The sequence below is a fragment of the Terribacillus halophilus genome (assembly GCF_900101385.1).
In the GTDB taxonomy this organism is placed as follows: domain Bacteria; phylum Bacillota; class Bacilli; order Bacillales; family Amphibacillaceae; genus Terribacillus; species Terribacillus halophilus.
In genome coordinates, this window is record NZ_FMZB01000002.1 from 239,142 (window position 1) to 263,977 (window position 24,836).

The following is a 24,836-nucleotide window of genomic DNA, read 5'->3' on the forward strand; positions in this document are numbered from 1 at the left end:
CTCCTTTTTAATAGTCGTCGATGATTTTGCCTAACGGATCACCAGTGTTTCCGTTTCCGCCATTACCAGAACCGCCTTGTTTCGTAAGAGCCAGATAAATAAGTGCAAGCGCTACGCCGATACCGCCAAGACCTAGAAGTGTGATGGACGGGATTGTAGCTAATACAAAACCAATTGCGAAGAATGGCCATACTTCTCTTGTCGCCATCATGTTGATAACCATCGCATAACCTACGGCTACTACCATTCCCCCGCCGACTGCCAAACCGTCTGTCAGCCAAGCTGGCATCGCTTGCAGCAAATCTCTAACCGGTGCTGCGCCAATCGCTACAATCAATGCAGCTGGAATGGCAATACGCAGACCTTGCATGATGATCGCGATAATATGCCACATGTCCACTCTTCTGAAGTTCCCTTCTCTAGCTGCAGCATCCATTAAGTGCACGATCCCTGTTGCAAGCGTACGGACAATGATTGTCAAAAGCAGACCTGCAACTGCGAGCGGCACTGCAATTGCGATTGCAGAAGTAACACCTTCTTCACCTTGACCGCCTAAAACTAAAATGATTGCAGATGCCACGGACGCCAATGCCGCATCCGGTGCTACAGCCGCACCGATATTTGCCCATCCCAAAGCGATTAACTGCAAGGTTCCGCCCAAGATAAGACAAGGCACCAGTTCTCCCGTAACCAAACCGATCAACGTACAGGCAATGATTGGCTGATGGAAGTGGAATTCATCCAGGATTCCTTCGACACCGGCTAAAAATGCCACGATAACAACTAATATGATTTGAATCATCGTCAAATCCATGATTATTAATCCTCCTTTTTATCTGATAGTCAGGATTATCTCTGTTTATTTAACTCTGCTTGCGCTCTTCTCAAAATGTCTTCCATATTGCCTTTTGAATCGCCCGGCACTTTGCGGACATCGAAATTGAGACCATGTTCTTTCAGCTTAGCGAACGTATCGATATCATCCTGGCTGAAGGCAAGTACCTTATTCGGCTGCACTTTACCAGGTGAATGTGCCATCGAACCAACGTTGATCGTCTTTAGTGGTACCCCGCCTTCCACCGCTCTGAGTGCATCTTGCGGGTTTTCGAAGAGAAGCAGCGCGCGCTGACCGCCAAAATGCTGATCATCTTTTGCAAGTTCGATCATTTTATGGACAGGAACAACGTGGGCCTTTACGCCTGATGGAGCAGCCTGCTGAATCAGTTTCTTACGAAGGTCATCCTTGGCTACTTCATCCGATACAACGATGATACGTGTAGGTCTTGTATTCTTTGTCCAAGCAGTCGCTACTTGACCGTGAAGCAAACGCGTATCGATACGTGCCAATACGTATTCAAATGTACCCGGGGCGCCAGTATTGGATGGCCCGTTAGCAGCTGCAGCAGGAGCTGCTGGTTCCAATTCTTCCGGCTTCACTTTAACTGCTTCTTTAGCTGTGCCTAGAATATGCGCAGCAATTTCATGCGCTGTGTTCATGGCAAAGCGCGATGCAAAAGTTTCGATCAGCATGGCCAAATTCAAGCCAGCAACAATTGCCCATTTGTCCTTGTGGTCTTCCAACAAGCTGTTGGCTTGGTTGAAAGGCGTTCCGCCCCAAAGATCGACTAAGAATAATACTTCATCTTCGTTGTCGAAAGAGGCGATTGCTTTTTCCATTTTTAACTTTACGTCTGCAGGTCCTTCGCTCGGCATTAATGTAACAGCTCTTACATTCTCTTGTTCACCAAAGATCATCGTCCCGGATTGCAAGATACCAGTGGCAAATTCACCGTGAGTGGCAATAACAATTCCTACCATCTTTTTACCTCCTATTAGTTTTACTGTGAAAGCTTTACTGAACATGTTCAGCTTCACTAAAGCGGTTACATTTTCGACAAAAAATAAAGGCATGAGCGAAAAGTAGATTAAATGAAAGCATAGGTATAGATGTACCCTTATACTTCGTTTTAATCAATACTTTTTCACTCATGCCTGATCGAATCAGTAACACGTAAAAAAATAATTGCAAAGACTATTTAATTATATTTTGCAAGCGCTTTATTTATGAGCTAAAAAAATGAGCGCTTAAAATCGCTTTAGTGAACTTTCAAAAGTATTGTAGCACAGCAATTTTTCCCTTTCAAGAAAAAAATGCAATTCTGTAACCTGTCCTTAAAAGACATATTCCAGCCTGTCTTGTTTTGTATTACTTGCTTGTTTTACTCCTTAAACCGCGTTTGACTACATCAAAGACTCCTAATGATTTTACCAAGTGATTCGGATCGACGTATTCACGAATTGCCCGGAAAACTCTTTTTGGATCTTTAGAAGAAAATGAATATGTCCCATTCCGCTTCGTTTGGATCGCATAACGCGGAATCCATTTCCCTTTGAACATGACGGAAGCAATTACTAGATCTACTTCTTCCCACGGAATCTGAATGAACTTGCGTGCATCACGATTATTGAAGAATTCAAACCCTTTATTCCCAATCATGATCTTGCCATACGCCGCCATCCCTACATGTGAGGTCGCATCAATTACCAAATCGACTTTTGTATTGATTGACTGTACCATTTGATCTCCCCCATTTCTTGCTTTTCTTAAAAATTATTATACACGTATAACCACTTTATGCAAAAAAGTACTTGGTACAAAAGTGTTCATTGGAAAAATCCCTTCAGCCTGCGATTGAAATCATTTAACCTATAGGGATGTTATCATTTATTTTTGCACATTGTTTCATGATACGCATAGTGGTATGGTAAAATAAACCAATAAGTGGAGGAACTTTATGAAAATATCATGGATGGCTTGGTGGACCGTTAATGTTATTTTGTTCATCGCTTTCATAGCAAGTTCGATTTTTGTTTGGATGAGAAGTGTAGATGCAGCTGGAGTGGAACAAACATACACAGTGAAAATGATTAGCTTTTTCGTACTGCTTCTAGCCTTTCTTATCCCATTAGCAATTCAAATCATTTGGATGATAATTAATCTTGTCATTGCAAATAACCAAAAGAAACAATTAGCAAACCGACAGTGATTATATAATTTAAGGAGACTTATAAAAATCCATATTTCTTAGTGGGTAATTTATCCTCTGATTATGATTTTATTTGAAACGCAAATCATAACATTTTTTTTGAGTAAACTTTACCAGGGCTTCCGATTGGATTAGTGAAATCACCCCGGCTTTGTTTGCGCTTCTGGCACATCAATTAAAGCTGACCCTTCATTCATGACTGTTTCCAAGGCTGCTGTAAGCTGCATAACCTTTTACCGTTTCTCCTGCTTTCCCTTCATAATTGCGTGTAAAGCTGACCATCTTCTGGTGTAAGATCTCCATTACCCGGACATATTCCGTACCACTGCTATAATTCATATCAAGAGAAGGAGAATAATATCAGTTTGAGCTAAGCTACTGTCAGGCGGAACGGTTAACGCGATTCATCTCAGATATGCTTTTGTTTAACTTCTGCGATTGGATCTATTCGTTATACCCTCATATTTCCTACAGTAAGTAATGATAAGCAGTCTCTCCAGGTTGACTATTCCTTTCAGCTTTATCACTACATATATAACCCTCTTATAGTTCCTAAGGCTTCTGTAGCGTTTTTCCAAAAAACGACTATTTAGAGCTGGTAAAAAAGAAGTATTTTTGCCATTCCCCCTTTCACCAAAATTTTCCTTTATTATAATTACAAGTAATGAACAGCTAACGGATATATCAGGTGGTGAAGACAATTAAAAATTTAGATGTACAGGACATCCATCAGCAGATTAAAAGCACAAAGAAATTTATCAAACAAACAAAGGAAAGCGTCGAACAAGTCAAACAAGCCCTCAATGGCGTTACGGCACTTCACGATGGATTTGAAGGCAATACCGCCGATTCCATCCGCTCCTTTTTTGAAGAAACACACAAGCCTTTCCTCGAGTTCATGAACAGCTTTTTGATACAATATGAAGAGACACTATCGTCTGTTAATGAAGAAGTTCTTTCCTTCGAATCGGACGAGCATGGATTTATTCGGGAAGAATTTTTAGTAGATGAACTAAAGAACAGGCTGGTGAAAGCTTCCACAAGTTTAACCTCAACATCAATCGACATTAACCAACAGCTTTTATATGTCAAAGACATTGTGAATATACCTTCTATAGATAGTGAGCCTTTCATCAATTCCATCAACAAGGGAAAAGAGAAACTATCAGAAACACTGTCGAATATGTATGACATGGACGCCAATGCTGCTAAGAAGCTTGATAAACCCCAACAGGATATTGAGCAGATGAAGACTTATTTAGCTAAGATAAAGGATGTAATTGATAAGAATAATATTACTGTCGATAGTTACAGCTCGGAACAGCTGACGAAGCAGAATTTCTATAAAGACTTCAAATTACAAGCTGAAGGCAGACAAGCGTTAACAAGCGACAAACCAATTCCCCTCACGGAACAAGAGTACAAAGCTCTGCAAGATCAAATCGAAGACAGCAAAACCGTTCAAGATGACCGATTTGAATGGGATGGCGAGTACTTTACTTTAGAAGATGGCCGAATCATCAGAGCCTACACTGATCCAAACTCTCACTCAGCTGTATCAAAAATGGCCTTTGAATTTGTTTCCAGTATTCCGGAGGATCGGGAGGCTTTGAAGGAGTATAAGCAAGAAGAAGGAAAAAATATGTTTGCTGGTGCCGTAAAAGGCACAGTTGATTTTTTCTTCGGAGACGCTATTACATTATTTGGACCTGATGCCACCCTCGAAGAAAGAGCCTGGGCCGGAGTATTTCTGTTCGTTAAACCAGCAAAAGTGCTTGATAAGGTAGGAAGTCCTTTTCTTAGCTCTACCAAGAAATACATTGATGATCTTGCTGAGAGTAAGGGACTGCCGGATGCGAAAACAAAGAAAGCAGATAAACCAGATAATTATGATGGAGCTCCCAAAAAGAATACTAGTAGCGTTATCAAAGACGGAAGTCATTTCTTAGATGAACTTAAATTAAAACCGAACGTAAAGTATGAGTCGAACGGCTATCAGTATCAAACAGATGAACTTGGTAGAATAGTTAGGGCAAAGGGAGAGTTAAAATTAGAAAAAGGTACTCGTAACTCTAAGCATCAGTTAGCAGCTGGAAATGAAGATAGAATACATGCCCCAAGTACTAAGGGGGACCATGGTGGTCATTTAATAGGTACTCAATTCAATGGCTCTCCACTAATTGACAATATAGTAGCAATGAATGGTAACGTTAATGTAAGTGCCTACAAAAAGCTCGAATACTCATGGGCCAACGCTTTAAAAAATGATCAGAAGGTTACTGTGGATATCAAGCCTATATTTGAAGGTAATATTGAACGACCAAGTAGATTTGAAATAAAATACAGAATAGATGACAGGAAATTCGTTGAAATATTAGAAAATGTTTATGGAGGGAAATAGGTGAATACAAAAAGAATGGAAGAAATCTACCAAAGTATCGGCCAACAATTAAACACTATTATTCCTGAGGATTGGGATAAAATAATATTGTATTCAGAAGTTACTGAATGGAGTAACAGGACTTACTTTTATTACTACGCACTCAATAAAAATAAACCGGTTTTTAGTCTAGATATTGAAGATATAGACAATGTTGATGAAGATGAAGTTGATGAGCAATTACAACAGTTATATCATTATTTTAGAGAACTATGGCGTGAATTTAAAATTCAAAATCAAGAACCCTGGACCAATCTAACACTTGAATTATCTTCAAATGGAAAGCTAAATATTGATTACAGTTATAACAGTTTGCAAAATGTAGACAGCTATGAGCAACAAGTAATTTGGGAATATGAAAGATTGGGTATTAAACCGAATGAGAATAGTAAAAGAGATTTAAAAATAATTGAAGAGTATCTAAAGAATAATAGAGAATCATCGTCTAAATAAAATATTGAAACAGTAAAGATGAATTATAGTTTATAGGCTCTTTGACGTAATCGATATAGAATATAATAAAGACAATATATATAATGAAAGTGATAAGTAAATTAAAACTCACGAAGAAGCAATCGCCTCAGGATGTAAACATAATTATTGCTAATGACGATACAGATACAGAAACTCAAATTCAAATATTTGAAAATGATTGTAATAATATATCGGGATTTGGGTTGTTTATTACTAAAAGTTCTAATATTTGCAATGCATATTTGAATTTTGAAAATGTCAGTTTCGATGTTTTTTTCTAAGGATAAATGCCAAATGGATATATATGACTATTGCCCGATCAAATGTATTCTTCATCCATTCCTAAAAAAGATTGCTCAATGGCATTGTTGAGCAATCTTTTTAACACAAGAAAAACCACCCTTGCCTTCATCAAAACCGAAAACCCACTGCATCTTCGTAGAACGCTTATAACCCAAAGTTTACCGTAGTTTGCTGTAATAGCATTTTTTTGATAATTAGTTCAACACTCTCTCCCTCCGAACAGAAATACTAGATCAACTTTTAAGGGTGCATTGATAAACTTATACTAAGTTTCAGTTAGCTATCTCTAAAGCCAGAAAAAATGTTGATTGCTAATAAGTTGGAGAGTCTATACGAGTCAGAATGATGAAATCACTGCCTTCTATTAATAATATAAAAGAGATGAATTAATAAATGAATACCAATAAGACAATGGGCAAACTTTATAATTTACCCTCTCCAGACTTAAATTCTGAAGATAGACTAGGTATGTGGTACATCGAGTTTTATAACAAACAATATGATGATATTGCTGTATTAGATATTATTAGAATGTTAAACCAGGGTTTTTTAGTAGAGGTAGCAGTTGAAATAGCTGTTGAGCATTTGTATAAAGAGCCACTAGCAGGAGAAATGTATGATGGTCAATTAATGGAAGCTCTATTCTCAATTGACCTAAATCAATATAATAATTTGCTTGAAGATGTTAAAAAAATGATTGCCGATATTTCTTTAAAGCTTGATGAATTGGATTGGAATAGTACAGATGATAAGGAAGAATTCTCTCGATTATTGCAGGCTTTTCAGACAAAGATAAGCAAAACAGGATAAGCTGTGTATCATCCCCTATTTGATTGCTTGATGATGTTCCACAATATTATTTTCTTTTCATATTAGATATTAATGAAGTAATTCTTTCGCACTCTAAATTATAAATAATCCACTTCATATTGAACATCCAAACCAAGGTCATACGAGAAACCATGCGAGGCGGAACACAATATGTTAGAGATCAAATCTATAGTTAAAGATATTGAAGATTGGGGTGAGGACGCGGACGATTTTATCGTTTCTTTTGAAATTGACGTAGGAGAACAGGATATACCAGCAGCGTCAGATATGCTTACCTTTAGTGTTATAAGCCCAAAAAGATTAAGTAAGGTGTTGGATAAAGTTGATATAGAAATAGGACATGGCTATCTTCTAATGAAAGATTTTAATATTAGAAACATGCAATTATATCTAGAGAATATTATGAATAAATGTAAAGACGAGGATTATGATATATATCTGAATAACCTAGCAAGATATTTTAAACTGCACGATTAAACAGAAAAAGTATACCTTGTTTATATCAAATAATATCCATATGAACTACACATATATTATTTGATAGGAATCATTACACTATACCCCGAATAATAGACACATATAAAGAATAAGGTTTTTTAAATTTATGTTAATTAGGTGTTAATAGTAATCCTACTTACATCACATTATAATCAAAAAACTCTGAGGGATTAGGAAGATATTGTATGCATTTTGAAATAAAATGTACGTTAAATGAGGAACAAATAATTTTATTAAATGAATTAAAAGGAGCAACACTAATAAATCTCTTTATTGAAGACTGTGGAGATTTTGCTCTAAATGTTGCATTAGAAACCGAAACTCAAAAATTATTGATTAGCAATAAAACTATCACAGCTAGCGATGATGATGACTACCCACGCTTTGTTATACAAAAGATAGAAACTATAGACGATGATTACATCATTAAAAAGATAAACAAGGTAATAAACAGTATCAGCATCATCCGAGATAACTCAACTTGGCATAACAGTGACCATCATTGGGATACAACTTGCGACGCAGCAATTAAGTTAACTCTAGAAGATGAGTTTCTATATCTTATAGCTCACGACTCCATTGCTGGATTTATTAAGTTGGAAAAAATCAACGATGAGAATAAAGAAGGTTTAGTACTCAAGGATTACTGGGCTATGAAAACTGATAACATTGATTCTCAGAATTGGATTTTTGTTTAACTATATTAACAGTATCGCTTTTTGAAGGTATATTTTTATAATGACTCTTATTAATTTTTGATACGTAGTGATAAGATAAGTACTTAGTTAGATGAAGGACCACTAATAAGCCCACTGTTATTGCTAGTACAAGAACAAATCCAGGAGATATAATATGCATTTTGATGAATTCAAAAAAAGAGTAGCAATGGGTGAAGAGTTTCAATTTTACTATAAGAATGAAAGTTATTGGATTAGCAGAAATAACTATCCGTGAATTATGGGAAGAGCTAGAGGTTTGATCCACTAATGGCCATAAATATAGTAAAGGAGTTATCCTGAAAGGCACTAAAATAAAAAATGCTCAGCGACATAGCCGCTGAGCATTCTTATTGGAATAGTTTAAGTTAATTAAGCTTGGTATTCTTTATCAATAATTAAAATTGGTTTGATAGTAGACCCATTCGCTGAATCCTCGAATGCTTGCTGGATATCATCCATTTCATAGAATTTCACCAATTTATCGAATGGGAACTGACCGTTTTGGTAGAACTTCACTAGTTTTGGAATGATCAATTGCGGTACAGCATCGCCTTCTACAACACCTTTCAGTGTTACAGCTTTTGTCATGATTTCATTGGTAACGTTGATTGTCAGGTCACGTTTACCCACGGCAACTGTCGCACATTCACCTTTGACACGTAAGCAGCGGATTGCGGCTAGTGTTACTTCTGGAACACCTGTTGTTTCCAAAGAATAATGCGCACCTTTGCCAGTGATTTCTTTGATTTTCTCCGCAGCATCTTCGTTTTTGCTGTTGATTGTATGTGTTGCGCCAAGCTCTTTTGCTAATTCCAAACGGCTGTCATGGATATCTACAGCGATGATTGGGTAGCAGCCAGCGATTTTCGCAGCCATCATACCAGATAGACCTACAGCTCCTGTACCGAATACGACAAAGCTTGTACCAGCTTCTGGAGCAAGGGAATTTAAGACAGTACCACTGCCTGTCATAAGTCCGCAGCCAAGTGGTCCCAATAGACGAAGATCTGCCTCTTTATCGATTTTCACCACGTTCTTCTCATCTACTGTGCTGTACGTAGCGAAAGAAGATTGGCCAAAGAACTGTGATACCTCTTGTTCCTCTTTATGAATTGGTGATACACCATATTTGTTTTTACCTGCGAAGTTAAGCTCCATCATGTTTTCACAGCCGCCTGCATTACCTTCCAGGCAGTTATCACAATGACCGCAATAGCTAAATCCAAGTACGACATGATCCCCTGGTTCAACAGTAGTAACATTGCTGCCTACTCTTTCTACAATCCCTGAACCTTCATGTCCTAGTACAGCCGGATATGGTACTGGCAGCGAGCCATCCAGTACAGTTGCATCTGTATGACAAACACCCGAAGCAACAATTCGTACCAACACCTCATCAGCTTTTGGCTCATCCAACTGCAGTGTCCGCTTGTTAAAATCGCTTTCTTCAGTAGTTAACATTGCTTGGATTTCCATCCTAATTCCCCCAGTTATACATTTTTCAATTATATTAAAGAGGTTTATAATATAATTAACCTAAGTATAAAGAATCAGAAAGCAGCGTTTCAATCACTGAAAAATTGAAAATGTATGGGTTTTCAACTATGAGGATAGTACTGTATAGTTTTTCAACAAAAAAATTAAAGTGTCTAAAATCATATATCATAGAGAAAGTATTTAGCGAGGGAAAATCATGCCGAAAACAGACCGAAGAATTGAGCGAACAAAAGCCACGCTAATAGCAACGTTTCAACAACTAGTTTTAGAGAGAGGCTATGCCAAAGTTAAAGTAAAAGATATTGTAGATGAAGCCAATTACAACCGCACCACCTTTTACGTCCATTATGACAGCAAAGAGCAATTGGCCAAAGAAATGATCGAACTGGAAATGGACCGTTTCTGTTATGAATTCTGCAAACCAGTTCGTGATAATCCTATCCTTGATTTAACAAAGATGAACCCGAATGAAACAGATGTTTTTCAGTATATGAAGGATAACAGCCATTACTATGACTTGCTTGTTATTCAAGATCCTATACCAGGAATCCGTGAAGCTTTGTTAGAGGTGCTGAAGGATATGTTTCAGAATAAATTCTCCTTTATAGGCGATAAGGCATCTGAGATTAATGCAGATTATTTCACTCATTATAGAGCTTACGGTATATATGGCTGGATATTAGAGTGGATTAGGGCTGAGTATGATGCAACGCCTTCCGAGATGGCAAGGAGAATTATTAATTTGTTGCATTATCATTCAGCATTAATGAAAGAAGCTAATAGGTAATAATAATTATTGAAGAATAAAAATTCCTATCTTGTTATCTACTCCCTATTTTTCGGGTAATAAATATTGATATAGATATATTCACGTCTTGAAGGTGAAATATATTATATCTAATGAGGAGGATTTAAATGTCTGATGTACACAATAAAGAGCAGCGAAGTAAAAATATGAGAGCAATCAATCCCAATCAAAACTAGAAAATCGAGTAACAAAGGAACTTTGGAACAAAGGCTTGCGATTTCGAAAGAATGTAAAAGACCTCTTTGGCAAGCCGGATATAGCAATCAAGAAATATAAGGTTGTTGTATTTATAGATAGTTGTTTTTGGCATAGTTGTCCAATACACGGTAATCGCCCTAAAAGCAACTCAGTTTTTTGGGAAAATAAACTAAACAGAAATATTCAACGAGATAAAGAAGTGACCAATTTCTATTTAAAAGAAGGTTGGAGCATACTTAGAATCTGGGAACATGATATAAATGAAGATCTATATAACGTAACTAACAGAATACTAGACCTAGTGGAGCAAAAAAAAACAGAATCTCTTCCTCTAAGGGAAGGAGTCTGCTTGTATAATAAATCTTTATAGTAATTTTAAACACTATAACTTACTTCTTTTTCATCTGACAGGGTTAGTGAATAATCAGAATCTCTAATAACATAATTTCTTTCAATGGCTTGGATCATCTTATCAGCTATTAAGCGAACCACTGGTACTGCTACACTATTACCAAATTGTTTATATGCTGCCGTATTACTTACAACAATCTTGAATTCATCAGGAAATCCTTGTAAACGAGCACATTCACGTGGAGTTAATCTCCTAGGATTTTTATTGGGTCCTTGAGGAATCAGGATTTCACTACCATCTTTATAATACCTGGCACTTAATGTTCTACTGTACGAACTTACATCAGCCAGACCAAATCCAAAGCCGTTCCCCTTTTTGGCATGTTTTTCTTTATATGCTTGCAAATAACTCCATAATTTGTCAGACAAAGTGTATTTATCATCTACTTCATCTTCTAAAATAGTACTTAAAGCTGGTCCCTTACTAGGGACTTCCGGAAAATCAAACTTAAGAGGTTTTTTAAATCCCACAATATATATACGTTCTCTATTCTGGGGTACCAAGCCTTTTGCATTAATTACCTCTGTATAAATTGTATAACCTAATTCTTCTTCAAGTACCTTTTTAATCACATTAAATGTTTTGCCTTTATCGTGACTTCGCAAATTTTTAACATTTTCTAATAAGAAAGCTTGAGGCTGCTTCGCTTTAATTATTCTTGCTATATCAAAAAAAAGAGTACCTTGAGTCTCATCAAGAAAACCGTGCTCTCGACCTAGGCTCTTTTTCTTACTCACTCCAGCTATCGAAAATGGTTGGCAGGGAAAACCAGCGAGAAGTATATCATGGTCAGGAACTTCCCTTTCATTGACACCCCTAATATCTCCCACAGGCCTTTCCCCGAAATTAGCTTCATATGTTTCTTGCGCTTTAACATCCCATTCACAGCTAAAGACACAGTTTCCATAGGGTTCAAAAGCTGTTCTTATACCACCTATACCTGCAAACAAGTCAATAAAATTGTATAGCATACATTCCACCTCCAAACTTGTTGCCTATGATGATTATAACAAAGTTCCTATACGATTTGTTATGATTGTGCTATAATAGCAGAACTACTTTTACCATTTTTTCTTTGAGGTGAATATTTTTGGCTAACGCCATTGTCTATTATAGATTATCTCCAAAAGAAGAGATTAATGATGCGGTTGCGACACTCAAAAAGAGCATTAAACATTTTGAAGATAAATTTAATATTTTAAGAGTTTATTTTGAAAGTCCACAGGACAGTAACGAACTTTTAGATCTTAGTAATTCATCGCTTGAGTTAGTTGATTTGTTAATAGTCAATTCTGAAATAAAAGATGATTTTAACAATAAATTAATTGTCCAATTATCAAAGGCTTATTGTTTTGAAGTGAAATTTTTATCAGAATTAATAAATTTAGATTGAAAAAAATACTCACAGAAATGTGAGTATTTTTTATTGAAAACACTATTAGATGCAAAGAAGGCAACTTTTTAATCAAATAGGTCTTCTACTCCATACTACCATAAGCTACACACAACTTCTATCTTATCTTAAGATATATAAACAGAAATATATTGAAATAACTTTTTTAAAGATTCGTCTTTCAATGATGGAATCTCACTACTTAGAATCCAAATCTGTTTGTTTTCAACAGTATCAAAAATCTTAAAAAGATTATCTCTTTTTATCATTGATACAGATAATACAATAAATCTAGGATAATACATACAACTACCTGAATGTAATATATTGAACAGAGACCTAGTAAGAAAATGATCCTTAATTTTTTTACATCTCCTCAGTTGTAGTAACAGCTAAATTAGACTTAATAAAACTTTTCAGTTCTTGCACTGTATAAGGTGGGTTTCTTTTATGAACCATAGCATGACAATTTGGGCAAAGTGGAATCAGGTCTGTTGCAGGATTAACCTTGTAATTTTCTCCTAAATTAGAAACCGGTACAACGTGATGTACATGAATAAATCCTTTTCCTATCTGTCCATATCTTTCTTCAAAATTAAAACCGCAAGCCTTACAAACATGGCCATGTAGTAATAAACATACTTGTCTATTATACGAACTTCTCTCATATCTGTTAACTTCAATCCTTGTAAGCGCACCCTCAGGAAGTCCTTCTGATGCTTCATCAGTACTTCTCTCTTCCAATGGTAAAAGAGTCAATAACATTCCTAGTAAACTACTAGCTATTTCAAAGATATCATTCTGTAATTTTACACCATCCAGATTATCATCAGGGATATGCAATATCTTCGACAATTTTATATAGCAGTGTTTCCACTCTCTAATGTTAGCATCAGCATCAAAAGAATCAACCTCCGAACCGTTTATCTCCATATATACCTTGTTAGTTGTGCTAGACCACTTCTGTAATAAAAGTTTGAACATTTCTTTTTTATCAGTATCTGCAATACTCATGGCTTCAATCAGTTTTAGAGAAAAATTGTCCGGGATAAATTCTGCAGTAAGGTTTCTCCAGTCTTGTTTTATTCGTATGTGAAAACCAATACCATAATCTAATTCAACAGGTCTAATCTCAATTCTATCCGTTGATATTTCACCTTTTAAACTTATTCCATAATCATTTGATAATCTCGCTGTAATGTAACTTAAATTAATATTCTTCATGATTATCTAATTCCGGCTCAGGGAGATCCTCAACAAGTCTTCTCAGAATTCTGGAAACTTCATATCTGAGCTCCTTTAAATGATGCTTAGTATCTTCACTAATAGTACCTAATTCTGCCTCACTTAATGCCCAAAGCAGCGAATCCATACCTTGAACAATTACACTAGAATTTAAATTTGGTATATATACCTTACGATAGTATGAATGATTCGTGTTTATTGTAACCGCATGTTTGGTATCTATCAATGCAGGTTCCCACAATAATCCATCTTCTATTGAATCAACAGGAGATACATATAACTCACCGGCTTTGGCAGGTTTCAGTATTGGTAATTTTATACGCACTTTCCCCTTTTTATTTGTCACTTGTACATCATTCGTATCTTCATTCACTTCAAGATCTGACATTTTCAAATCTTTTTCTCGATTTCCGATACCCTTATTAGATGTATCATGTGCTCCTTTTGATGCCTTCTGTACGCTTTTCTTTTGGCCTTTACGGTATCGCTCATTGGCTGCTCTTCTTGGAGCAGGTAGGAATTGTTCTCTTAACCAATTGTATAATTCGGTACTTAAAGATATATTAGATTTCTTAATATCTACATTAAATGCTTCATCCATTAAATATTCAAAAGAAAATTCAACCCTTAATAACGTACCATGAGGCTCATTGGTGTACATACCCAACCAATTTCCATAGTGAATAAGACGATTCTCTCTATATATATAAAACCCTTGTAAGTCATTAGATAATTTTGCATTTTTTCTCATTTCATCTGAAGAGAATTCTTCTTTTCTTGGTAACACATATGCTTTTATAGAAAATTCTGTTTGCGTTCCATCTTCAAATTCTACTTCTTGCAACTCCTCAGCTACCACCTCAGTATTTGTTTCATCAGTGCAGAAGGGGTCCCATGGTTCAATTAACTCATTATTAATTTTTATATTTACATCAGGTGCTTCTACAAATCTAGGATCTAAGAATCGCTGGTAAACCATAGCTACATGTTCCTTTAGGTTATCAACGATTTTCTCTAAAGCTCTACGAGCATAGGTCCCACTAGGATCTTGATAATCTTTAAGTAATCTGTCTACCTTTTCCCACGTCACGATTGTACCTGAACCATTATTAGATATATCATCTAACATATCTATTTCTTGTTTAATGGGATCCAGTAGTAGCAATTCCCAATCATCAGCTTCAGCCACGTGGTCAAGATCCCATCGAGCTTTATAGATTTGAGAATCTCCACTGTCTCTTGTTGTTACTGTTAGAGAACGACAAAATGCAGTAGAAGCAGTTTTTAAACCCAAGCCAAACTTGCCTAAACTCTTCTGATTTTCTCTCTTAGGCGAACCATAAGTCATGGCTGCTTCGATGCCCTGCTCGTTCATGCCGATACCATTGTCAGCAATGAATATGTTGATATCTCCCATAAAATCCATTTCAATCGTCACATTAATTTTCGAAGCATTGGCTGCAATTGAATTATCGATTATATCTGCCATAGCAGTATTAAATTCATATCCAGTATCTCTAAGTCCCTCAATAGTTCTTATTGCATGAGGAGGTACTACTTTTTTGTTTATTACTGTCATATTTTAACCACCTTCCAAGAGCTTCCTAACTTAAGAACATTTTTTGTTTCCTCTGTTTTGGCACGCTCGTGTTTGATTGTTCTTGTTCCATCTCTTTCACATGATAATATAATCTTGTCTCCAGCTTTTAGGTTATTCTGTCTGATAAATTTTGTCATCCCAGTTAATCTAAATTCATTTCTAGTACCATTAAAAAATTTATTGTTATAGTAGATAAACATAAATTTCCACTCATCATTTGAACTATCTATAAATTTTAGACTAGCTCTAGGATTTTTTTCATCCTTTTCAAGTAAAGGGAAGAATGAAAGTACACCACCAGTCTTAGGGATTAGCATTCCGGCTTGGTGTCCGCCAGTTTCACCTGTATCATTCGCACTAAGAACTTTACTAATTGACATTGCATTTTCTAGTTGCTTGTAACTCAAAATCTCTCCCCCTAAATCAAAGGTGATCTATGTAATGCTTCTAATATATCTGCTTGATCATTCTCACTGCCGTCAATACCAATCACTGCCGCCTGAGATAGTTGCCTTTTTCTTTCTAATCTTTCATTTATAGCATCTTCAACAGTATCCAAGTAAAATAACTTGTATATAGTTACTGGCCTAGTTTGTCCTCTTCTGTGCGCTCGTGCTGATGCTTGATCCTCTATTGCCGGATTCCATTCTAAATTATAATGAACAACGTGATTAGCAGCCGTTATATTCAAGCCCGCGCCAGCAGCTCTTGGATTTAATACAAGAATAGCAGGACCATTAGTTGAACTAAATTTATCAATCTTAGGTTGCCGTTCACCTACTTCAACTCTGCCATCTATAAAGTCACAAAAGATATTAAATCTAGAGGTTAAGTCCTTGACAAGGATATTAGACATTCCAGTATAAGACGTAAAAATAATAACTTTCTCATTGTTAGAAATAATTTCTTCAAGGATTTCAACTAACCGCATATACTTGCCAAACACCGCTGGATCCTCATTGTCTGTAGAGCAAACTAAAAAGGGATGCGTACAGAACATTCTTAGTTTTATTAATGACACCAAAGAAGCGTGTTTTCCATATTCGTCGATTAATTGCTTTCTTAAAGAATCGTAAACCAGAGCTTCCTTGTCGGATAATTTTAGACCTTGTGGAATATCTAGTCTTTCTGGTAAATCATCTGCTACTTCTTTTACTTTTCTTCTTAATATTATTGGAGATACAATTGGCTCTAATTCTTCCGCACCGTCTAAACTATCCGGAAACACTTTCTCAAACTCATTCAAATTACCTAGGTAACTAGGAAAAACGAAATCTGTTATCGACCACAAATCCATCAACTTGTTTTCAATAGGGGTACCAGTAACTGCAATAGTAGATGCTCTTTTAATTTGTTTTAGGGCCTTAGTTCTTTTCGCAAAAGGATTTTTTATGTTCTGCGCTTCATCAGCAACCACTATATTCCATTGTAACATTTGAAATAATGAAAGATCTCTTACAATAGTTTCATATGAAGTTATTATTAAGTCGTATTTTTTAAACTCAGCATGAAAACCAGTACGATCATTTCCTTGGTGTAGCTTAACCGTCAAAGATGGAGCAAATTTAAGAATCTCTCTTCTCCAGTTCTCTAGCAATGAAACTGGTGCAACAACTAACGAAGGTGTTTTTGCCTGTACGGATTCCGAAGCGAGAACTGCTATTATCTGGGCTGTTTTTCCAAGCCCCATTTCATCTGCAAGAATACAGCCAGCATTCTCACCAATAATCATTTTTAACCATCTAAAACCCTGGTTTTGATATGGATACAAATTTCCGATAAATCGCTGAATATCAATATCACTTTTAGAGATGTATTCCTCTTTATTCAACGAAGCTTCTGATAATTTATCTATTAATAATGAATTTTCCATTTTCTTTAGAATCATGTATTGCTTAAGTGAGATAGGACCTAACTTTTCAATCCCAGCTTCTTTTAAATATTGCCAAATCTCACTAACCGTTCCCCTAATAAACGGATACCAAGTATCTTTGATTATCATATGTTCTACATGTGATCGCAATATATTTCCTATATATATATATTCACCATCTATTTCTACTACGACATTAGCATTCATGTATACATCTTCATCGTTTGTATTTGGCTCTATCAAGATTTTTAAATTTATAGGATACTTCGAGAAATTGATTGAAGGTAAATTATCTGATGGCTTTGGTAATTTAATGTTTTTCACATTATAATTTTTGAATTCTGAAAGAAATACCTCTTCAGCCGTAGGAATGATAGTATTATTATCCTCATCTTTCATAACAAGAAAATGATTATCTTTTATGTACCATTCTCCATTCATCTAATCACCCCTACTATATAACTACTAACTTATAATCCATAATTTAGTATATTATAAAATCAGCCAATAGTCACTATTTCCCTTGGAAAATACACCAATATAAAGAAATTGATACTAAGAGGTAGGTCTAATGTTATCTGAAAATAATTATACATTCTATATCCTTTACTATAAAATAATCATTTATGGTAAGGTTCCCCTTTAATAATCCTAAACGCCCGATAAACCTGCTCCACCAACACCAACTTCATCAACTGATGCGGGAATGTCATCTTTGAAAACGACAACGCATAATCACTCCGTTGCATAACCTCTTCACTCAATCCCAACGATCCACCAATCACAAACACAATCTTACTCTTCCCATACGTCGCCAAGCTGTCAATTTTCGACGCGAGTTGTTCGGATGTGATCATTTGGCCTTTTATTTCCAGGGAAATGACGTAGTCGTCGGGACCGATTTTCGACAGGATGCGGTCGCCTTCTTTTTGTTTGACGATTTGCATGTCGGCTTCGCTTAGGTTCTCTGGGGCTTTTTCGTCGGGTACTTCAATTAGATCGACTTTGGCGTAGGCGCCGAGGCGTTTGGTGTATTCTTCTATGCCTTGCTTGAGGTATTTCTCCTTTAGTTTACCGACGCTGATGATGGTGATTTTCATGTTTTTGCCTTCTTTCCGTCCAATTTGTCTCTATCTGTCATTATATAGCTGATTGACGGAGTTTACACAGTGTTTTATGAAGAATGATGGAGTAGATTTCGTGTATGTTGAAGGATGGTCTTCCCATTTCAGTATTATTTCTTCCGATAGTTATTCACTTCTCTGCCATATACGACCATGCCTATGACAAATAAGATAGTGGAAAGCCAGGTCACCATGCCGCTCCATTCTCCATCCAAGAGCGTTACGTTGATAAGGTTACTAATGTGTAGTGTTTTCATACGGAAATACCTCCTGTATATAACACTTAAAATCAGTGAGAGTTTTCATCAAATTAGAGTTTCTTTTAATTACGTATACCCTACACATAAGTTCCATCAAAAACAGCCCCTCCTGCTCGCACAGAAGGAGCTGCTCTTATAAGCTTTGTTTTCTTTTCCATAACCCTCCTCTTCTTAAAGCATAAATATAATTATCACTGAGGTAAGAATGGAGCTACTTCCTACTATAAAAGTACTTTGCGTAATACGAGCAGCTAAATTAGCTTTAAAAGCCTTCATATTAGGATCATCTTTTATTTGGCTATCTGCACGTTCTGCAGAGCGCGATTTCCGGACCACACGTTCTCCAATTATTTGAAAGCCTTGGATCAATGGAGTTAGGAATCCTGTATGTAGTATGAGTGCTATTGCTGCGATAATGATTAAAATGAGGCCGATTAAGAATGCGATATTAGATACATCTGCTAGCGAAAATGGAGCAACGAATGTTGCGATGTACCAGCCGAGGATAGTTATGAAGAATAAAGAGACTTTCCACTTCATTTTACGTGCTCCTTTCCTATGTAACGGAAAGCGAAATCTGCCAGAGATCCCGCTTTCCATCAGTTCATTATGTTACTCAGATACTTTTTCTGCCCATTTCAGGTAAGGATAACGGTTTACCGGATAGACAATGTTTTCGAAGTTTTGTGAAGTCAGGTAGTTGTTTGTATAATGGTAGATTGGGTTGAATGGCAGATCTTCCATTAATACTGCTTCCGCTTGGTGCAATAATTCGTAACGTTTGTCTGGGTCTTGTTCGACTTTGGCATCGGCCATCAGCTGGTCGTACTCTTCATTCACCCAGTTTGTGCGGTTGTTCGGGCTGTCACCTAGGTAGTAATCCAGGATGACAACTGGATCTACCAGTACGCCAATCCAGCCCATACGAGCCATTTGGAAGTTGCCTTGCTTTGTTGTATCCAGGTATGTTTTCCACTCTTGGTTTTCAAGCTTTACATCGACACCAAGATTGTCTTTGTACATCGCTTGTACTGCTTCCGCAATTTTCTTGTTGTTTTCTGCTGTGTTATAAGTGATAGATACTTCCGGAAGCTCTGTCCAGCCTTCTTCTTCCATTCCTTCTTCTAGAAGTCGTTTCGCTTCTGCTGCATTTTCTTCAAAGTATTCGCCGCCAGCTTCACGGAAATCGCCTTCTGGTGTTTCCACACCTGGTGGTACAAATGCATATGCTGGTGTTTCACCTGATTTGGTCACGTTTTGTGTCAGTGTTTCGCGATCCACTGCAAGCGTGAATGCTCTTCTGATTTTTTCATTCGTGAATGGTTCTTTTTCTACATTGAACATGTACATGTACGTACCGAAGTATGGTACTTCGCTATATTCTTCTGATTCCTTCTCTTGCTCAATCACATCAGATGGCAATGTTTGAATTAGATCCAGCTCTTTTGTTTTGAACATTTGATAGTAAGTTGTTGCATCGTTGACGATCTTGTAGGTTACTTTGTCGAGTTTTACGACACTGTTATCCCAATAGTTTTCATTCTTCTCAATGACAACTTCACTGTCATGCGCCCATTTTGTCAGCTTGAATGGTCCGTTACTTACATACGTATCTGCTTCTGCAGACCACGCGCTATTTTCTTCCACAAGCTCTTGTTTTACAGGATAGAATGTCCACATGGTTAATAGTTCGTCAAAGTAGCCAAGCGGTGCGCCTAGTTCTACTACAAGTGTCTTATCATCCTGTGCTGTGATACCAACGTCTTCTACCGCGCCATCACCTTTGTTATAAGCTTCTGCACCTTTGATATAGTACATGTAGAAGGCGAAGGAGCTGCCTGTGTCCGGATTCAAAACGCGTTTCCAGCCGTACTCGAAGTCTTGTGCTGTTACGTTGCTGCCATCGGACCATTTTGCATCGTCACGAAGCGTGAATGTATACGTTTTTCCGTCTTCGGAGACGTCTACATTTTCAGCTGCCCCTAGAACTGGATTTCCATTTTCATCTTTTGTATAAAGACCTTCAAATACGTGGTCTAGAACCCAGCCGGATGTCGTATCTGTTGCAAGTGCTGGATCCAGATCTGGCGGCTCACTCATTGCATTGACTGTGATTTCCTGTGGAATGTCTGCTGCGCTTCCTCCTGAGCTGCCATTGCTGCAACCTGCAGCAACGATTACAAGTATCAGCATACCTACTAGCCATTTTTTCATAACATCTTCCCCCTTCAAATTTTACTTATTGTAAAGATGACACGCAGTCCAGTGCTTCTCTTTCACTTCGCGCCACTCCGGCACTTCCTTGGCACACACATCCATGGCAAATGGACATCGTGTCCGGAAGCGACAGCCGCTTGGCGGGTCGACTGGACTTGGCGGATCGCCGTCCAACACGATTCTTTCACGTCTTTCAGCTTCGGGATTTGCAATAGGAATAGCAGATAATAGCGCTTTTGTATAAGGATGAAGCGGATCGCGGAACAGCTCATCGCTGTCGGATAGCTCCATCATTTTCCCTAAGTACATGACACCAATGCGGTCACTGATGTGCTTGACCATGCCTAAATCATGGGCAATGAATAAGTATGTCAGATCCTCTTGTTCTTTTAGATCTTCCAGCAGATTGATTACCTGTGCCTGAATTGATACATCCAATGCTGATATCGGTTCATCGGCTACGATGAATTTTGGTTCGACTGCAAGCGCACGGGCAATCCCGATCCGCTGCCGCTGTCCGCCACTGAATTCATGCGGGTAGCGTTTGGCATGCTCTGGCTGCAGCCCAACTCTTTCTAATAGCTCATACACACGATCTTGCCGGTTTTTGCCTGTCGCTAATTTATGCGCATCAATCCCTTCTGCAATAATGTCGCCAACACGCATCCGCGGATTCAACGAGGCGTGCGGATCCTGGAAGATGACTTGAATTTCCCGGTTTATCTGTCGCTTTTGCTTCTTATTTAATTGACTCAAATCCAGGTCATTGTAGACGATCTTGCCTGAGGTCGGGTCTTCCAAGCCGACTATCGTTTTACCAAGCGTTGATTTCCCGCTGCCGCTTTCTCCTACCAGACCGAATGTTTCGCCGCGTTTTATTTCGATGGAGATATCATCGACAGATTTAACGGTTTTTTCTTTGCCGATCGGGAAATATTTCTTCATTTGCTCGATCTGGATGATCGTTTCTGTCATGACAACTGCCTCCCTGCTGCAACTAATTCTTTGAGGGCTGGTGATCTGGAATCGTTCAGCCAGCATTTCGCTTCATGTCCACTATCGATCGAAAAAGCAGGAGGCATTTCTTCGACACACACGTCCATCGCATATTTACAACGTGGAGCAAATGGACAGCCCTTTGGTGGAGAAAATAAATCCGGCGGTGCACCTTCGATAGGTACCAGGCGCTTTTTATCTGCCGCATCTATATCTGGAATCGACTCCAGCAGACCCCATGTGTATGGGTGCTTTGGATTATGGAATAATTCATTAACCGGAGCTGTTTCGACAATCATGCCGCCGTACATGACAGCAACCCGTTCCGCTGTCTCTGCAACAACTCCAAGATCGTGGGTAATCAATATAATAGAAGTATCCATTTCGTCTTTTAGATTTTTCATTAAATCCAGTACCTGTGCTTGGATAGTTACATCCAATGCTGTCGTCGGTTCATCAGCCAGAAGTACCTTTGGATGACAAGCCAGCGCAATAGCAATCATGATCCGCTGGCGCATCCCGCCGCTGAATTCATGCGGATACTGCTCATAGCGTTCGGCAGGGTTTGAAATGCCGACACGCCGGATCATGTCGATTGCACGTTCCTTCGCTTCCTGCCCTTTTATGTTTTGATGGGTCGTAATACTTTCTGCGATTTGTTTGCCGACCTTCATCGTAGGGTTCAAGGAAGTCATCGGATCCTGAAAGACCATACTGATCTTCGAGCCCTTCACCTTTTGCATATCCCGTTTGGATAGCTTTAAGAGATCCTGCCCTTCTAAAAGCACTTCTCCGTTTTTTATTTTGCCTGGCGGAGTTGGGATCAGGCCCATGATGGATTGCACGGTCACACTCTTCCCGCTGCCGCTTTCCCCGACTATGGCTAGGATTTCTCCCTTATCGACATGAAAGGAAACATCCCGTACAGCTTGTACTTCTCCTCCATATGTCTTAAAACTCACTTCCAAATTGTTCACTTCCAGTAAGCGTTCCAACATCCCACCTCCTATTTAGTTGCTTTCGGATCAAGTGCGTCTTGCAGGCCGTCCCCGAATGCGTTAAACGCAAACATGGTGAGGGCAATCATGAAGCCTGGGAAGAAGAGTCGCCACCACTGCCCGCTGAGAATAACGCCTAAAGAATCGTTCGCCATCGTTCCCCAGCTAGCAAAAGGAGCCTGAACTCCTAATCCGAGAAAGCTTAAGAATGACTCCGCGAAAATGGCGGATGGTATCGTAAAGGTTAGGTTCACGATGATGATACCCGCTGTATTTGGAATCAAATGCCGCCAAATGATTTTAGGGTGGGAGGTCCCCATCTTTTGGGCAGCCAGCACATATTCCTGTGACTTCAGCTGGAGTATCTGACCGCGTATAATCCTCGCCATCCCGACCCAGCCGGTAACCGACAGCGCAATGATGATCGATGTAATACCTGGCTCCATAATCACCATCAGCAGGATGACAATCAGCAGGTAAGGAATACCGTACAGAATTTCAACGATTCGCATTAAGATACTATCAATCCGGTCACCGAACTTGCTTCGGCCGGCCATGTAACCAGAGATTCCTCCGATTGTTACCCCGAGGATGATATCGATTGCTGCGGCAATGAGCCCGATGGTTAAGGAAACCCGGGCGCCATACCACGTTCTCGACCATACATCCCGCCCTAGGTCATCGGTTCCGAACCAATGCTCACTGTTTGGTGCAACATTGGTGTTTACCAGATCCTGTTTGGCCGGATCGAATGGAACCATATGCGGACCAGCTATTGCCAGAAATCCAATCACGAGCAGTAAGGTGAACCCAAGCACCGCCATCTTGTTTTTCAGAACCGAAAGGATTGTTTCCTTCCACACGCTCATGCTCGGGCGCTGGATAGGGTCATGTCCTCTTTTTTCTGGTGATAAGGGGCGAAAAAGGGAATCATCCACGCGTTTAGCTTCCATCTTACTCCCCTCCACTCGTTAGTTTTATTCTTGGGTCGATATAGCGGTAAGATAAATCGATGATGAATAATGTCACGACCAGCAATACACTGAAGAAAATCGTTGTTCCCATGATGACTGGATAGTCCCGGTTGAAGATACTATCTACGAAATAACGTCCGATGCCCGGAATTGCGAATATTTTCTCAATAACGAATGTTCCGGTAATTAAGGACACAAATAAAGGACCTATGAAAGAAATAACCGGCAGGATAGCATTTCGGATACCGTGCCTGATGACTAGCTGTGTTTTTGACAGCCCTTTGGCGTCTGCTGTCTTGATATAGTTCTGGTTTGTCACTTCAAGCATGCTGGAACGCATAAATCGTGCGATAACAGCAAGCGGCGTAGCAGCTAATGCTAAGGTTGGTAAAATCGAATGCTGCCATGTTCCCCATGAAGCAACAGGCAGCATGCCCCACTCTACCGCAAAATACTTGATTAGCAGCGGAGCCAGGATAAAGCTCGGAACAGATATACCGATTATCGCGATGAACATCGATGCGTAATCGAGCACTTTGTTATGATTCAAGGCTGCTACGATCCCTAACAGCAATCCTAGAGCCAAGGCGATGACCAATGCCTGTAAGCCTAGTAAGGCGGATGCTGGTGCACCATCGGCGATGATGGAATTTACGGATCTTGTTTCGGATTGAATGGAGAATCCTAAATCAAAAGTCACCAAATCCCTCATATACAGCACATATTGCACCGCTATTGGTTCGTCCAAGTTGTATTTCGCTCTGATGTTTTGCAATACTTCTTCTGGAAGCACGTCTGCATCTGACGCAAATGGATCACCTGGTATAAACTTCATGATCAAAAATGTCAAACTCGCAATGACCCATATTGTCAGCAGCATGATAAGCAGTCGTTTTACAATATACACGGATTCACCTCCACAATTTTTC

The 24,836-nt window shown here is 38.5% G+C and carries 26 protein-coding genes; 9 read left to right on the forward strand and 17 right to left on the reverse strand.

Translation table 11 applies throughout. The features are described from left to right. Nucleotides 1–7 precede the first annotated feature (7 nt). The 3 genes from BLQ53_RS04435 to BLQ53_RS04445 form a co-directional block, all read right to left on the reverse strand. Nucleotides 8–814: a PTS mannose/fructose/sorbose transporter subunit IIC gene (locus BLQ53_RS04435; protein WP_093726081.1), complete on the reverse strand. Its 807-nt coding sequence runs from the start codon at nucleotides 812–814 to the stop codon at nucleotides 8–10. Nucleotides 815–849: 35 nt separating this feature from the next. Further along, nucleotides 850–1,818, reverse strand: a complete 969-nt coding sequence (locus tag BLQ53_RS04440; protein ID WP_093726082.1) for a mannose/fructose/sorbose PTS transporter subunit IIA — start codon at nucleotides 1,816–1,818, stop codon at nucleotides 850–852. Nucleotides 1,819–2,206: 388 nt separating this feature from the next. Then, nucleotides 2,207–2,578 carry a DUF956 family protein gene (locus BLQ53_RS04445; protein WP_093726083.1) on the reverse strand — a complete coding sequence of 124 codons (372 nt, stop codon included), beginning with the start codon at nucleotides 2,576–2,578 and terminating at the stop codon, nucleotides 2,207–2,209. Between the two features lie 217 nt (nucleotides 2,579–2,795). Between BLQ53_RS04445 and BLQ53_RS04450 the strand changes: the two genes are divergently transcribed. From BLQ53_RS04450 to BLQ53_RS04480, 6 genes are all read left to right on the forward strand, one after another. Then, complete coding sequence (locus tag BLQ53_RS04450) at nucleotides 2,796–3,047, forward strand: DUF3923 family protein (RefSeq protein WP_093726084.1); 252 nt, start codon at nucleotides 2,796–2,798, stop codon at nucleotides 3,045–3,047. Between the two features lie 691 nt (nucleotides 3,048–3,738). Further along, nucleotides 3,739–5,448 carry a T7SS effector LXG polymorphic toxin gene (locus BLQ53_RS04455; protein ID WP_139180841.1) on the forward strand — a complete coding sequence of 570 codons (1,710 nt, stop codon included), beginning with the start codon at nucleotides 3,739–3,741 and terminating at the stop codon, nucleotides 5,446–5,448. Continuing rightward, nucleotides 5,449–5,940 (forward strand): immunity protein YezG family protein, encoded by a 492-nt coding sequence (locus tag BLQ53_RS04460; protein WP_093726086.1) that lies wholly within the window; start codon nucleotides 5,449–5,451, stop codon nucleotides 5,938–5,940. A gap of 717 nt (nucleotides 5,941–6,657) precedes the next feature. Further along, nucleotides 6,658–7,074, forward strand: coding sequence for a contact-dependent growth inhibition system immunity protein (locus tag BLQ53_RS04470; protein ID WP_093726087.1), 417 nt, complete (start codon nucleotides 6,658–6,660; stop codon nucleotides 7,072–7,074). Between the two features lie 171 nt (nucleotides 7,075–7,245). Next, nucleotides 7,246–7,572 (forward strand): Imm8 family immunity protein, encoded by a 327-nt coding sequence (locus BLQ53_RS04475; protein WP_093726088.1) that lies wholly within the window; start codon nucleotides 7,246–7,248, stop codon nucleotides 7,570–7,572. 206 nt (nucleotides 7,573–7,778) lie between these two features. Next, complete coding sequence (locus BLQ53_RS04480) at nucleotides 7,779–8,291, forward strand: hypothetical protein (RefSeq protein WP_093726089.1); 513 nt, start codon at nucleotides 7,779–7,781, stop codon at nucleotides 8,289–8,291. A 390-nt stretch (nucleotides 8,292–8,681) separates the two neighbouring features. Here BLQ53_RS04480 and BLQ53_RS04485 read toward each other — a convergent pair whose 3' ends face one another. Then, nucleotides 8,682–9,788, reverse strand: coding sequence for an NAD(P)-dependent alcohol dehydrogenase (locus tag BLQ53_RS04485; protein WP_093726090.1), 1,107 nt, complete (start codon nucleotides 9,786–9,788; stop codon nucleotides 8,682–8,684). 217 nt (nucleotides 9,789–10,005) lie between these two features. Here BLQ53_RS04485 and BLQ53_RS04490 point away from each other — a divergent pair, with 217 nt between their 5' ends. Together BLQ53_RS04490 and BLQ53_RS04495 are read left to right on the forward strand one after the other, a co-directional pair. Further along, on the forward strand, nucleotides 10,006–10,596 hold the full coding sequence (locus tag BLQ53_RS04490; RefSeq protein WP_244499247.1) for a TetR/AcrR family transcriptional regulator: 591 nt from the start codon (nucleotides 10,006–10,008) through the stop codon (nucleotides 10,594–10,596). A gap of 232 nt (nucleotides 10,597–10,828) precedes the next feature. Then, complete coding sequence (locus BLQ53_RS04495) at nucleotides 10,829–11,185, forward strand: very short patch repair endonuclease (RefSeq protein WP_342005079.1); 357 nt, start codon at nucleotides 10,829–10,831, stop codon at nucleotides 11,183–11,185. Between the two features lie 5 nt (nucleotides 11,186–11,190). On the opposite strand, the gene dcm is transcribed toward BLQ53_RS04495, so the two are convergent. After that, nucleotides 11,191–12,198 (reverse strand): DNA (cytosine-5-)-methyltransferase, encoded by a 1,008-nt coding sequence (gene dcm / locus BLQ53_RS04500; protein WP_093726092.1) that lies wholly within the window; start codon nucleotides 12,196–12,198, stop codon nucleotides 11,191–11,193. A gap of 119 nt (nucleotides 12,199–12,317) precedes the next feature. Between dcm and BLQ53_RS04505 the strand changes: the two genes are divergently transcribed. Further along, the gene (locus tag BLQ53_RS04505) at nucleotides 12,318–12,620 is read left to right on the forward strand and encodes a hypothetical protein (RefSeq protein ID WP_093726093.1); all 303 of its coding nucleotides are present in this window, start codon (nucleotides 12,318–12,320) and stop codon (nucleotides 12,618–12,620) included. A 366-nt stretch (nucleotides 12,621–12,986) separates the two neighbouring features. Here the strand turns inward: BLQ53_RS04505 and BLQ53_RS04510 are convergent, their stop codons facing one another. From BLQ53_RS04510 to BLQ53_RS04560, 12 genes are all read right to left on the reverse strand, one after another. Next, a complete protein-coding gene (locus BLQ53_RS04510) occupies nucleotides 12,987–13,844 on the reverse strand; it encodes an HNH endonuclease (protein WP_093726094.1) in 858 nt (285 codons plus the stop codon). After that, nucleotides 13,831–15,444, reverse strand: coding sequence for an ATP-binding protein (locus tag BLQ53_RS04515; RefSeq protein WP_093726095.1), 1,614 nt, complete (start codon nucleotides 15,442–15,444; stop codon nucleotides 13,831–13,833). The genes BLQ53_RS04510 and BLQ53_RS04515 overlap by 14 nt, the downstream gene beginning before the upstream one ends. Beyond that, nucleotides 15,441–15,872, reverse strand: coding sequence for an EcoRII N-terminal effector-binding domain-containing protein (locus BLQ53_RS04520; protein WP_212733355.1), 432 nt, complete (start codon nucleotides 15,870–15,872; stop codon nucleotides 15,441–15,443). Before BLQ53_RS04520 ends, BLQ53_RS04515 begins: the two co-directional genes overlap by 4 nt. Nucleotides 15,873–15,883: 11 nt before the next feature. Then, entirely contained in the window at nucleotides 15,884–17,779 is a 1,896-nt protein-coding gene (locus BLQ53_RS04525) for a DEAD/DEAH box helicase (RefSeq protein WP_093726096.1), read from the reverse strand. Between the two features lie 179 nt (nucleotides 17,780–17,958). Continuing rightward, nucleotides 17,959–18,438 carry a 23S rRNA (pseudouridine(1915)-N(3))-methyltransferase RlmH gene (gene rlmH, locus BLQ53_RS04530; protein WP_093726097.1) on the reverse strand — a complete coding sequence of 160 codons (480 nt, stop codon included), beginning with the start codon at nucleotides 18,436–18,438 and terminating at the stop codon, nucleotides 17,959–17,961. A gap of 134 nt (nucleotides 18,439–18,572) precedes the next feature. Then, nucleotides 18,573–18,719 (reverse strand): hypothetical protein, encoded by a 147-nt coding sequence (locus tag BLQ53_RS18860; protein WP_170829573.1) that lies wholly within the window; start codon nucleotides 18,717–18,719, stop codon nucleotides 18,573–18,575. A 174-nt stretch (nucleotides 18,720–18,893) separates the two neighbouring features. Further along, nucleotides 18,894–19,262 (reverse strand): DUF3899 domain-containing protein, encoded by a 369-nt coding sequence (locus BLQ53_RS04535; RefSeq protein ID WP_170829574.1) that lies wholly within the window; start codon nucleotides 19,260–19,262, stop codon nucleotides 18,894–18,896. Nucleotides 19,263–19,334: 72 nt separating this feature from the next. Then, complete coding sequence (locus BLQ53_RS04540; RefSeq protein WP_093726099.1) at nucleotides 19,335–20,936, reverse strand: peptide ABC transporter substrate-binding protein; 1,602 nt, start codon at nucleotides 20,934–20,936, stop codon at nucleotides 19,335–19,337. Between the two features lie 21 nt (nucleotides 20,937–20,957). Continuing rightward, entirely contained in the window at nucleotides 20,958–21,914 is a 957-nt protein-coding gene (locus BLQ53_RS04545; RefSeq protein WP_093726100.1) for an ABC transporter ATP-binding protein, read from the reverse strand. Then, on the reverse strand, nucleotides 21,911–22,933 hold the full coding sequence (locus BLQ53_RS04550; protein ID WP_170829575.1) for an ABC transporter ATP-binding protein: 1,023 nt from the start codon (nucleotides 22,931–22,933) through the stop codon (nucleotides 21,911–21,913). Before BLQ53_RS04550 ends, BLQ53_RS04545 begins: the two co-directional genes overlap by 4 nt. A gap of 8 nt (nucleotides 22,934–22,941) precedes the next feature. Continuing rightward, nucleotides 22,942–23,886 carry an ABC transporter permease gene (locus BLQ53_RS04555; RefSeq protein ID WP_093726101.1) on the reverse strand — a complete coding sequence of 315 codons (945 nt, stop codon included), beginning with the start codon at nucleotides 23,884–23,886 and terminating at the stop codon, nucleotides 22,942–22,944. Between the two features lies 1 nt (nucleotide 23,887). Beyond that, entirely contained in the window at nucleotides 23,888–24,814 is a 927-nt protein-coding gene (locus BLQ53_RS04560) for an ABC transporter permease (RefSeq protein ID WP_093726102.1), read from the reverse strand. Between the last annotated feature and the right edge of the window lie 22 nt (nucleotides 24,815–24,836).

Excerpts from the sequence above, each read along its gene's own strand:
- BLQ53_RS04470 (WP_093726087.1), top strand. The coding sequence starts at position 6,658 with ATGAATACCAATAAGACAATGGGCAAACTTTATAATTTACCCTCTCCA.
- BLQ53_RS04535 (WP_170829574.1), bottom strand. The coding sequence starts at position 19,262 with ATGAAGTGGAAAGTCTCTTTATTCTTCATAACTATCCTCGGCTGGTAC.
- BLQ53_RS04485 (WP_093726090.1), bottom strand. The coding sequence starts at position 9,788 with ATGGAAATCCAAGCAATGTTAACTACTGAAGAAAGCGATTTTAACAAG.
- BLQ53_RS04440 (WP_093726082.1), bottom strand. The coding sequence starts at position 1,818 with ATGGTAGGAATTGTTATTGCCACTCACGGTGAATTTGCCACTGGTATC.
- BLQ53_RS04490 (WP_244499247.1), top strand. The coding sequence starts at position 10,006 with ATGCCGAAAACAGACCGAAGAATTGAGCGAACAAAAGCCACGCTAATA.
- BLQ53_RS04525 (WP_093726096.1), bottom strand. The coding sequence starts at position 17,779 with ATGAATGGAGAATGGTACATAAAAGATAATCATTTTCTTGTTATGAAA.
- BLQ53_RS04435 (WP_093726081.1), bottom strand. The coding sequence starts at position 814 with ATGGATTTGACGATGATTCAAATCATATTAGTTGTTATCGTGGCATTT.
- BLQ53_RS18860 (WP_170829573.1), bottom strand. The coding sequence starts at position 18,719 with ATGAAAACACTACACATTAGTAACCTTATCAACGTAACGCTCTTGGAT.
- BLQ53_RS04480 (WP_093726089.1), top strand. The coding sequence starts at position 7,779 with ATGCATTTTGAAATAAAATGTACGTTAAATGAGGAACAAATAATTTTA.
- BLQ53_RS04515 (WP_093726095.1), bottom strand. The coding sequence starts at position 15,444 with ATGACAGTAATAAACAAAAAAGTAGTACCTCCTCATGCAATAAGAACT.
- BLQ53_RS04450 (WP_093726084.1), top strand. The coding sequence starts at position 2,796 with ATGAAAATATCATGGATGGCTTGGTGGACCGTTAATGTTATTTTGTTC.
- BLQ53_RS04445 (WP_093726083.1), bottom strand. The coding sequence starts at position 2,578 with ATGGTACAGTCAATCAATACAAAAGTCGATTTGGTAATTGATGCGACC.
- rlmH (WP_093726097.1), bottom strand. The coding sequence starts at position 18,438 with ATGAAAATCACCATCATCAGCGTCGGTAAACTAAAGGAGAAATACCTC.
- BLQ53_RS04475 (WP_093726088.1), top strand. The coding sequence starts at position 7,246 with ATGTTAGAGATCAAATCTATAGTTAAAGATATTGAAGATTGGGGTGAG.
- BLQ53_RS04510 (WP_093726094.1), bottom strand. The coding sequence starts at position 13,844 with ATGAAGAATATTAATTTAAGTTACATTACAGCGAGATTATCAAATGAT.
- BLQ53_RS04555 (WP_093726101.1), bottom strand. The coding sequence starts at position 23,886 with ATGGAAGCTAAACGCGTGGATGATTCCCTTTTTCGCCCCTTATCACCA.
- BLQ53_RS04550 (WP_170829575.1), bottom strand. The coding sequence starts at position 22,933 with ATGTTGGAACGCTTACTGGAAGTGAACAATTTGGAAGTGAGTTTTAAG.
- dcm (WP_093726092.1), bottom strand. The coding sequence starts at position 12,198 with ATGCTATACAATTTTATTGACTTGTTTGCAGGTATAGGTGGTATAAGA.
- BLQ53_RS04540 (WP_093726099.1), bottom strand. The coding sequence starts at position 20,936 with ATGAAAAAATGGCTAGTAGGTATGCTGATACTTGTAATCGTTGCTGCA.
- BLQ53_RS04545 (WP_093726100.1), bottom strand. The coding sequence starts at position 21,914 with ATGACAGAAACGATCATCCAGATCGAGCAAATGAAGAAATATTTCCCG.